The sequence below is a fragment of the Pseudomonas sp. PWP3-1b2 genome (assembly GCF_049896045.1).
GTDB classification, from domain to species: domain Bacteria; phylum Pseudomonadota; class Gammaproteobacteria; order Pseudomonadales; family Pseudomonadaceae; genus Aquipseudomonas; species Aquipseudomonas antarctica_B.
In genome coordinates, this window is the sequence record NZ_JAFCTN010000002.1 from 119,043 (window position 1) to 127,624 (window position 8,582).

The 8,582-nt window shown below is 59.1% G+C and carries 9 protein-coding genes and 1 tRNA gene; 1 reads left to right on the forward strand and 9 read right to left on the reverse strand.

Features of this window, described 5'->3' with window-relative positions:
• Nucleotides 1-10 precede the first annotated feature (10 nt).
• Nucleotides 11-2,416 (reverse strand): TonB-dependent siderophore receptor, encoded by a 2,406-nt coding sequence (locus ACP7A2_RS01695; RefSeq protein ID WP_426132831.1) that lies wholly within the window; start codon nucleotides 2,414-2,416, stop codon nucleotides 11-13.
• Between the two features lie 227 nt (nucleotides 2,417-2,643).
• Here ACP7A2_RS01695 and ACP7A2_RS01700 point away from each other — a divergent pair, with 227 nt between their 5' ends.
• Nucleotides 2,644-3,267, forward strand: coding sequence for a CatB-related O-acetyltransferase (locus ACP7A2_RS01700; RefSeq protein ID WP_348057297.1), 624 nt, complete (start codon nucleotides 2,644-2,646; stop codon nucleotides 3,265-3,267).
• Nucleotides 3,268-3,329: 62 nt separating this feature from the next.
• Here ACP7A2_RS01700 and ACP7A2_RS01705 read toward each other — a convergent pair.
• The 8 genes from ACP7A2_RS01705 to infC form a co-directional block, all read right to left on the reverse strand.
• A tRNA-Pro gene (locus tag ACP7A2_RS01705) sits at nucleotides 3,330-3,406 on the reverse strand.
• Between the two features lie 90 nt (nucleotides 3,407-3,496).
• Nucleotides 3,497-3,853, reverse strand: a complete 357-nt coding sequence (locus ACP7A2_RS01710) for a MerR family transcriptional regulator (RefSeq protein WP_003219935.1) — start codon at nucleotides 3,851-3,853, stop codon at nucleotides 3,497-3,499.
• Nucleotides 3,834-4,136 (reverse strand): integration host factor subunit alpha, encoded by a 303-nt coding sequence (gene ihfA, locus ACP7A2_RS01715; RefSeq protein ID WP_002553164.1) that lies wholly within the window; start codon nucleotides 4,134-4,136, stop codon nucleotides 3,834-3,836. The genes ACP7A2_RS01710 and ihfA overlap by 20 nt, the downstream gene beginning before the upstream one ends.
• Nucleotides 4,137-4,139: 3 nt before the next feature.
• Complete coding sequence (gene pheT / locus ACP7A2_RS01720) at nucleotides 4,140-6,518, reverse strand: phenylalanine--tRNA ligase subunit beta (protein WP_426132832.1); 2,379 nt, start codon at nucleotides 6,516-6,518, stop codon at nucleotides 4,140-4,142.
• 26 nt (nucleotides 6,519-6,544) lie between these two features.
• The gene (gene pheS / locus ACP7A2_RS01725; protein ID WP_034099107.1) at nucleotides 6,545-7,561 is read right to left on the reverse strand and encodes a phenylalanine--tRNA ligase subunit alpha; all 1,017 of its coding nucleotides are present in this window, start codon (nucleotides 7,559-7,561) and stop codon (nucleotides 6,545-6,547) included.
• Between the two features lie 109 nt (nucleotides 7,562-7,670).
• Nucleotides 7,671-8,027: a 50S ribosomal protein L20 gene (gene rplT / locus ACP7A2_RS01730; protein ID WP_003174975.1), complete on the reverse strand. Its 357-nt coding sequence runs from the start codon at nucleotides 8,025-8,027 to the stop codon at nucleotides 7,671-7,673.
• Between the two features lie 27 nt (nucleotides 8,028-8,054).
• Nucleotides 8,055-8,249, reverse strand: coding sequence for a 50S ribosomal protein L35 (gene rpmI, locus ACP7A2_RS01735; RefSeq protein ID WP_002553160.1), 195 nt, complete (start codon nucleotides 8,247-8,249; stop codon nucleotides 8,055-8,057).
• 59 nt (nucleotides 8,250-8,308) lie between these two features.
• Nucleotides 8,309-8,582 (reverse strand): translation initiation factor IF-3 (gene infC / locus ACP7A2_RS01740; RefSeq protein ID WP_131695976.1); only part of this gene is annotated, 274 nt, incomplete at its 5' end.

Sequence of the window (8,582 nt, forward strand, 5' to 3'; positions counted from 1 at the left end):
CGGCGCGGAATCAGAAATCGACTGTGGCGGACAGCAGATACGTACGCGGGGTCGACAGGGTCAGGCCCGGCTCGCTGTCATCCGAAGCACCGGCCGAGCTCCAGTAGCGTTTATCGGCGACGTTCTCGACGTTCGCGCGCAAGGTGATGTGTTTGTCATCCACCTTGAAGGCGTAGCGCGCGCCCACATCGATACGGTTCCACGCGTCAATTTGCTTGACGTTGGACTGGTCCAGGTACTGCGAGCTGGAATAGATGCCACGGCTGGTCAGGGTCAGCCCTTGCAGTGTGGGTACATCCCATTCGGCGCCGAGGTTGACGTTGTACTTGGGCGTGGCCGGTGCGCGGTTGCCGTCGAAGGTGCCGTTGGTGGTGTGTGTCAGCTCACTGTCGATGACCATCACCCCACCCAGCAAACGAACACCCTTGAGCGGCTCGCCGAACACACTGAGCTCTACGCCGTCGTTCTGGCGCTTGCCGTTGGGGCCAAACACGCGCGTCGTGGCGTTCGTCTCATAGGCTGGCTGTTTGATGCGGAACACCGCGGCGGTCACGGCGAAAGCGCCCGCATCGTACTTGGCGCCGACTTCAACCTGGCGGCTGACAAAGGGTGGAAAGATTTCATCTTCGTTGATCGACGTAGACGGCGCGATCTTGCCCTGGCTCAGGCCTTCCATGTAATTGGCGTACAGCGACAGTTTGTCGGTGGCCTTGAACAGGAGGCCGCCCGAGGGCGAGACTTTTTCTTCATCGTAGGCGGTGTCGCCTTTGACGTTGTCGGTCCAGTCATCGACCTTCACCCGCTGCCAGCGTGCGCCGAGGGTCAGCAACAAGCGGTCGTCGAAAAAGCCCAGGGTGTCGGAGAGTGCCACGCCGCTGAAACGGTTTTCGGTGTAGACCCTGGAGTCCATGCGCGTTGGCCGTGACGGCGTCGGCGTTTGCACGGGGTCGTACAGGTTGCTCGGCGCGGCGGCGTAGCGCGCGCCACCGTTTTGGAAGTCCATGTAGAAATAGCTGGCCGCCAGGTTCAGCTCATGGCTGACCGGCCCAGTGTGGAACCAACTGCGCACACCCGCCGTGGCGGTGCGCACATTTTCGTCGCGGGTGAAATCCCGGGGCAGCACGCTGAAATCCCCGGCGTTATTAGTGACCGATACCGCATGACGCAGGAAGTCGTGGTTACTTTTACGCGCGCCCACGCCGCCGTAGAGCATCACGCTGTCGCTGAGGTCGAACTCGCCGTTGAGCGTGCCGAAGGTGTCGTTGGTGCTGGCTTTGCTCCAGGACTGCGCATAGTTGCGACGCACATCGTTGGCACTCGGCACGCTGGCATTGGGGCCGACCTGCACGCGCTCCTGCGGCGCGTCGGTGTCACGCTCGGTATGGCCAATATCGGTGGAGAGGCGCAGGCGCTCGCCGCGAAAATCCAGGCCAAGCACCGCCATTTCACGGTCGACACTCTGGTGGTCCCAATCGGTATCCCCCGACTGTTTGACGCCGTTGAAGCGGATGCCGAATTTATTATCCTCACCAAAGCGCCGCCCCACATCCACCGCGCCACCGGCCTGGCTGCCCGAGGCCCAGGTGCCGGTAAACGAGTTGATGTCCTTGTCAGTGGCGCGCTTGGGCACCACGTTGATGCCGCCGCCCACGCTGCCGCGCGGCGAAATGCCATTGATCAACTGGCTCGGGCCTTTGACGATGTCGACGCGGTCGGCCATTTCCATGTCGATGGTGTAGGTGGGCAGCACGCCGTACAGGCCGTTGTAGGCCACATCACTGTTGAACAGGCTGAAGCCACGAATGGTGAATTGCTCATACCGTCCGCCGGCCGGGTTGGTGGCGCGTACCGACGGGTCGCTGGCAATCAAGTCACCGAGGGTGCGCGCTTGCTGGTTCTTGACCGCTGCCTCGGTGTAGGTGGTCATGCTGAACGGCGTTTCCATGAAGTCCCGGGAACCGAGCAGGCCCTGAGAGCCGCGCCGCGCGACTTGCCCACCGGCATAGGCATCGCCGTCAGCCACGGCAGTAGCACCGAGAATGGACGTCGGCGCCAACTGCACACTGCCATCCTCCGGCGCGGGCACCAACATAAAGGCTTGCGCGCCCACCGGTTGCAACTGCAGACCCGAGCCCTGGAGCAAACGGGTGAAGCCCTCCTCCACGCCATATTCACCAGACAAACCACTGCTGCTGCGCCCACTGACCAGCGCCGGGTCCACGGACAGATTGACCCCTGCCAACCCGGCAAAGCGGGTCAAGACTGCACTCAGGCTACCGGCCGGCACCTGATAACTGCGGCGGGCCGAGGCGTCTTCGGCATAGCTGACGGCGACGAATAACGGGCTGGCACTGAGGCTCAGCAGCAGGCTCAGGTTGAGCAACGGGCGCAAGCGCAAAGGTGGGACTGCGGGCATTGGAGGAAACTCTCGATTTGTTCACTTGCCTGGAATGACAGGCGAGGTGAAAAAAGGGGACAGGCTTTCGCCAATTATTTTCATTCTGTGCCGGGCGAGGTGGGGGTTGCCGGCGCCGGCGCAGTCACGTCTGCGGCGACATTCGAGGCGTATTTTCGACTTGCATAGCGTGCACCCATTGCTCAGGATGGCGACCTGATTTCAATCTTTGCAAGAAGGCTCCACGCATGAAGCTATTGCGTAAATGGCGCGAACATCAAGCACGCAAGGCGTTGCGCGCACTCTCCCCTCTGGAGCGCTCTACGCAAAAACTGCGCAACCGCTACCCCGCGTACAGTTTTGGCTTGGGCACCTACGGCGACTTGAAGGTTCACGACTGGCATGAAGGCACGACCCTGCGCGTCGGCGCCTACACCTCCATTGCCGGCAATGTCGAAGTCTTTCTGGGCGGCCACCACCGCACCGACTGGCTCAGCTGCTACCCCTTCCCGGCCAAGGTCGACAGCGTCGCGCACATCACCGACTTTGGTGGCAGCAAAGGCGACGTGACCATTGGCAACGACTGCTGGATCAGCTCGCACGCGAAAATCCTGTCGGGCGTCTCGATTGGCAATGGCGCGGTCGTAGCAGCCGGCGCATTGGTGACCAAGGATGTAGCGCCTTACTCCATCGTCGGCGGCAACCCTGCCAAGCACATCCGCTGGCGTTTTGACGAGCCGACGCGAGTGGTGCTGGAACAGTCGGCGTGGTGGGATTGGCCGGAGGCGGAAGTACGCAGGATTGCGCATTTACTGTGCAGTACAGACCTTGCGCCGTTTGTGGAGTACGTACAGCAGCGCCCTCGGGACTGAAGCGTGTATAAAAGCCGGGCATGAAAAAGCCCAGCCTTTTCAGGCTGGGCTTTTTTAAAATATGGTCGGGACGGAGTGATTCGAACACTCGACCCCTAGCACCCCATGCTAGTGCGCTACCGGACTGCGCTACGCCCCGACTAGGCGTGTTACCTGGTTCGCTTCTTAACGAAGCGATCCGGAATATACCGCAAGCTTTTGAAATGTGGAAGTATTTTAAAAGCCGGAATTACTTCTTCAACACCACCAGCACATCTTCGAGTTCGGAGATCATCTGGCGGATCATTTGCTTGTATTGGGTGGTGTCGTCTTTGGCTTCATCACCGGACATACGCTGGCGCGCGCCGCTGATGGTGAACCCCTGGTCGTACAGCAACGCACGGATCTGCCGGATCATCAGCACATCCTGGCGCTGATAATACCGGCGGTTCCCGGTGCGTTTGACGGGGTTGAGTTGAGGAAACTCCTGCTCCCAATAGCGCAGCACGTGCGGCTTTACCGCACACAGCTCGCTGACTTCACCGATGGTGAAGTAGCGCTTGCCTGGGATGACGGGTAGCTCGTCGTTATGACTTGGTTCCAGCATAAGCCTCAACTCGGGCCTTCAACTTCTGCCCTGGACGAAAGGTGACCACACGGCGAGCCGTGATCGGGATTTCTTCTCCCGTTTTTGGATTGCGGCCAGGCCGCTGGCGTTTGTCCCGCAGGTCAAAATTGCCGAAACCGGACAATTTGACCTGTTCGTTGTCTTCCAGAGCGTGCCGAATTTCTTCAAAGAACAGCTCGACCAATTCCTTGGCTTCGCGTTTGTTCAGACCCAGCTCTTCGTACAGACGTTCCGCCATCTCAGCTTTCGTCAAAGCCCCCATACGTCACTTCCTTAACGTGGCGTTCAACCTTTGTTCGAGCGAGGTGAGGATATTTTGTGTCGTGGTATTCACCTCATCGTCGTTAAGAGTGCGCGATGGATGCTGCCAGGTCAAGCCGACTGCAAGGCTTTTTCTATGCGGATCAATGCCTTTACCCTGATAAACGTCAAATAGCCTGAGGTCTGTCAGCCATTCCCCTGCATTTTCACGGATTACATCCAGAACGGCAGTGGCGGCGACTTCACGGTCGGCGATCAGGGCCAGGTCGCGACGCACTTCAGGGAAGCGCGACAACTCACTGAATTTAGGCATTTTGCCGGACGCGACTTCAGCCAGAACCAGCTCAAAAACGAAGACTGGACGGTCAAGGCCCAGGGTTTTCGACAGTTCAGGGTGAATCGCGCCAACGAAGCCTACCAAGCGACCTTCGCGTTCGATACGCGCTGTCTGACCCGGGTGCAGTGCCGGGTGGCTACCTGGCACAAACTTGAAGTCATTCAGTGCACCGGCGAAGCCCAGGACTGCTTCCACGTCAGCCTTGACGTCGAAGAAGTCCACGCTGTCGCGGCCCTGTGCCCAGCCTTCCGGCAGGCGGCTACCGCACACAACGCCAGCCAGCATCGGCTCTTGCTTGAGGCCATCGAGTTGGCCGACGAAACGCAAGCCGCTTTCGAACATGCGCACGCGGTCTTGTTGACGGTTCAGGTTGTGCGACAGCGCTTTTACCAGGCCTGGCCACAACGACGAACGCATGGCGGCCATGTCGTTGGAGATCGGGTTGGCCAACAGCAACGGCTCGACACCCGGGTTGAACAGTTCAAACTGTTTGGGATCGATGAAGCTGTAAGTCACGGCTTCCTGGTAACCACGGGCTACCAGCAGACGACGCAGCTCAGGCAAGTGCGCACGCGCTTCGGCCTTGGGTTGCGGCGCCAGGCGCGCTTGCGGGTAACGAACCGGCAGGCGGTTGTAGCCGTACAAGCGCGCCAGCTCTTCAATCAGGTCAACTTCCAGGCTGATATCGAAGCGATGGCTTGGCACTTCGACGAGCCATTGCCCTTCGCCACTGGAGGAGATCACCAAGCCGAGGGCCGACAGTAACTGCTCGATTTCGGCAGGCGCAATCACGAGACCGAGCATTTGCTCGACGCTCTTGGCGCGCAAGATGATCGGTGCAACGGACGGCAGGTACTGCTCGTTGACGGTTTCGGTGATCGGGCCCGCTTCGCCACCAGTGATTTCCAGCAGCAGGCCGGTGGCGCGCTCCATGGCTTCACGGGCGAGCTGCCAGTCCACGCCACGCTCGTAGCGGTGCGAGGCATCGGTGTGCAGGCCGTAGGAACGGGCCTTGCCAGCGATGGCGATCTGGTCGAAGAACGCGCTCTCGAGGAAAACATCGCGAGTCGTGTCCGACACGCCGCTGTGCTCGCCACCCATCACGCCGGCAATCGCCAAGGCGCGGGAATGGTCGGCGATTACCAGGGTGTCGGCACGCAGGCTGACTTCCTGGCCGTCGAGCAGTACAAGCTTCTCGCCTTCTTCAGCCATGCGCACGCGGATGCCGCCATTGATTTCGGCGAGATCGAACGCGTGCAGCGGTTGGCCCAGCTCCAGCATCACGTAGTTGGTGATGTCGACAGCGGCGTCGATGCTGCGCACGTCAGCACGACGCAGACGCTCAACCATCCACAGCGGGGTTGGCCTGGACAGGTCAACGTTACGGATCACACGACCCAGGTAACGTGGGCAGGCGTTTGGCGCCAGCACTTCGATCGGGCGCACTTCATCGTGCACAGCAGACACAGCGGCAACCACTGGACGGGTGACAGGCGCGTTATACAGCGCGCCGACTTCACGGGCCAAACCCGCCAGGGACAAGCAGTCGCCGCGGTTCGGGGTCAGGTCGACCTCGATGCTAGCGTCTTCCAGTTCCAGGTAAACACGGATGTCCTGGCCCACTGGCGCGTCGGCCGCCAGCTCCATCAAACCGTCGTTGCCCTCGCCTACCTGCAGCTCAGCCTGAGAGCAGAGCATGCCGTTGGACTCAACACCACGAAGCTTGGCCTTCTTGATCTTGAAGTCGCCCGGCAGTTCGGCACCGATCATGGCAAACGGGATTTTCAGGCCCGGGCGCACGTTTGGCGCTCCGCACACGACCTGGAAAGTTTCCGCGCCATTACTGACCTGGCACACACGCAATTTGTCGGCATCAGGGTGCTGCTCGGTGCTCAGCACCTCGCCCACTACCACGCCACTGAAAACACCGGCGGCCGGCGTAACGCTATCGACCTCAAGACCGGCCATCGAAAGACGGGCAACCAGCTCGTCGCGACCTACCTGCGGGCTTACCCAGCCACGCAGCCATTGTTCACTGAATTTCATCCTGCTCTCCTAAAGATTCGTTACGACTAGCGAAATTGCGCGAGGAACCGCAAGTCGTTGTCGAAGAACAGACGCAAGTCGTTCACGCCGTAACGCAGCATGGCCAGACGCTCAACGCCCATGCCGAAGGCAAAGCCCGAGAACTCTTCCGGGTCGATCCCGGACATGCGCAGCACGTTGGGGTGAACCATGCCGCAGCCCATTACTTCCAGCCAACCGGTCTGTTTGCAGACACGACAGCCTTTACCGCTGCACATCACGCATTCCATGTCGACTTCAGCGGAAGGCTCGGTGAACGGGAAGAACGATGGACGGAAACGCACCGCCAGCTCCTTCTCGAAGAACACCCGCAGGAATTCTTCGATGGTGCCTTTGAGGTCGGCAAAATTGATATCGCGATCAACCAGCAGGCCTTCGACTTGGTGGAACATCGGCGAGTGGGTAATATCCGAGTCGCTACGGTACACACGGCCTGGGCAGACAATGCGGATCGGCGGCTTGTTCGCTTCCATGGTGCGGACCTGTACCGGCGAGGTATGGGTGCGCAACAGCATGTTTGCGTTGAAATAGAAGGTGTCGTGCATCGACCGGGCCGGGTGATGGCCTGGGATGTTGAGCGCCTCGAAGTTGTGGTAGTCGTCTTCGACCTCAGGGCCTTCGGCGATGCCGTAGCCAATGTGGGTGAAGAACTGCTCGATACGTTCCAGAGTCCGGGTGATCGGATGCAGACCGCCCGAGGCCTGACCACGGCCAGGCAGGGTTACGTCAATGGACTCGGCGGCGAGCTTGGCCGCAAGATCGGCCTCCTCGAGCGACGCCTTGCGCGCATTGAGAACCTCTGTGACACGTTCCTTGGCGACGTTGATCAGCGCGCCGACTTGCGGACGCTCTTCAGCCGGCAAATTCCCCAGGGTCTTCATCACCTGAGTCAATTCACCCTTTTTGCCAAGGTAGTGAACCCGGATTTGCTCCAGGGCATTGATATCTTCAGCGCTTTGCACAGCCTCAAGAGCTTGAGCGACGAGCGCGTCCAGGTTTTCCATGTACAGACTCCAGATACAAAATAGGGGAAGAGCTTGAAGGCTCTTCCCCTATTTATGACGTTTACCACCGTGGGCTACAGGCGTAGCCCAGGGTGACTGTCGGGGGTACTTAAGCCAAGGTGGCTTTAGCTTTCTCGACAATCGCAGCAAACACCGCTTTTTCGTTCACGGCCAGTTCAGCCAGAACCTTACGGTCGATTTCGATGGACGCTTTTTTCAGGCCAGCGATGAAACGGCTGTACGACAGACCGTTAACACGTGCACCGGCGTTGATACGAGCGATCCACAGAGCGCGGAACTGACGTTTTTTCTGACGACGGTCACGGTAGGCGTATTGGCCGGCCTTGATTACCGCTTGCTTGGCAACACGGAATACGCGTGAACGCGCGCCGTAGTAGCCCTTGGCAAGTTTCAGAATTTTTTTGTGACGTTTACGGGCAATGACGCCACGCTTAACACGAGCCATGAGTTATTCCTCTATTCTTGACTAAAATTAACGAAGGCGCAGCATGCGCTCGACTTTTGCCACGTCAGACGGATGCAGCAAGCTGCTACCGCGCAGTTGACGCTTACGCTTGGTCGACATTTTGGTCAGAATGTGGCTCTTGAAAGCGTGCTTGTGCTTGATACCGTTAGCAGTTTTCAGAAACCGCTTAGCAGCACCACTTTTAGTTTTCATCTTTGGCATGTTCGGTACTCCGCATTCAGTTGATAAACATAATCAGAAGGCCTGCCGTGCCCTATTGATTACTTCTTCTTTTTCGGGGCGATGACCATAATAAGTTGGCGTCCTTCCATCTTAGGATGCTGTTCGACCGAACCGTACTCGAGCAGGTCAGCTTCAACCCGCTTGAGGAGTTCCATCCCCAGCTCCTGGTGCGCCATCTCACGGCCGCGGAATCGCAAGGATACCTTGGCCCTGTCCCCATCACTCAGGAAACGTACCAGGTTGCGCAGTTTTACCTGGTAATCCCCTTCCTCCGTCCCTGGACGAAACTTGATTTCTTTTACTTGAATCTGC

What these genes read in the sequence shown, in the direction of transcription:
- ACP7A2_RS01695 (WP_426132831.1), bottom strand. Translation starts at nt 2,416, where the DNA reads ATGCCCGCAGTCCCACCTTTGCGCTTGCGCCCGTTGCTCAACCTGAGC.
- ACP7A2_RS01700 (WP_348057297.1), top strand. Translation starts at nt 2,644, where the DNA reads ATGAAGCTATTGCGTAAATGGCGCGAACATCAAGCACGCAAGGCGTTG.
- ACP7A2_RS01710 (WP_003219935.1), bottom strand. Translation starts at nt 3,853, where the DNA reads ATGCTGGAACCAAGTCATAACGACGAGCTACCCGTCATCCCAGGCAAG.
- ihfA (WP_002553164.1), bottom strand. Translation starts at nt 4,136, where the DNA reads ATGGGGGCTTTGACGAAAGCTGAGATGGCGGAACGTCTGTACGAAGAG.
- pheT (WP_426132832.1), bottom strand. Translation starts at nt 6,518, where the DNA reads ATGAAATTCAGTGAACAATGGCTGCGTGGCTGGGTAAGCCCGCAGGTA.
- pheS (WP_034099107.1), bottom strand. Translation starts at nt 7,561, where the DNA reads ATGGAAAACCTGGACGCGCTCGTCGCTCAAGCTCTTGAGGCTGTGCAA.
- rplT (WP_003174975.1), bottom strand. Translation starts at nt 8,027, where the DNA reads ATGGCTCGTGTTAAGCGTGGCGTCATTGCCCGTAAACGTCACAAAAAA.
- rpmI (WP_002553160.1), bottom strand. Translation starts at nt 8,249, where the DNA reads ATGCCAAAGATGAAAACTAAAAGTGGTGCTGCTAAGCGGTTTCTGAAA.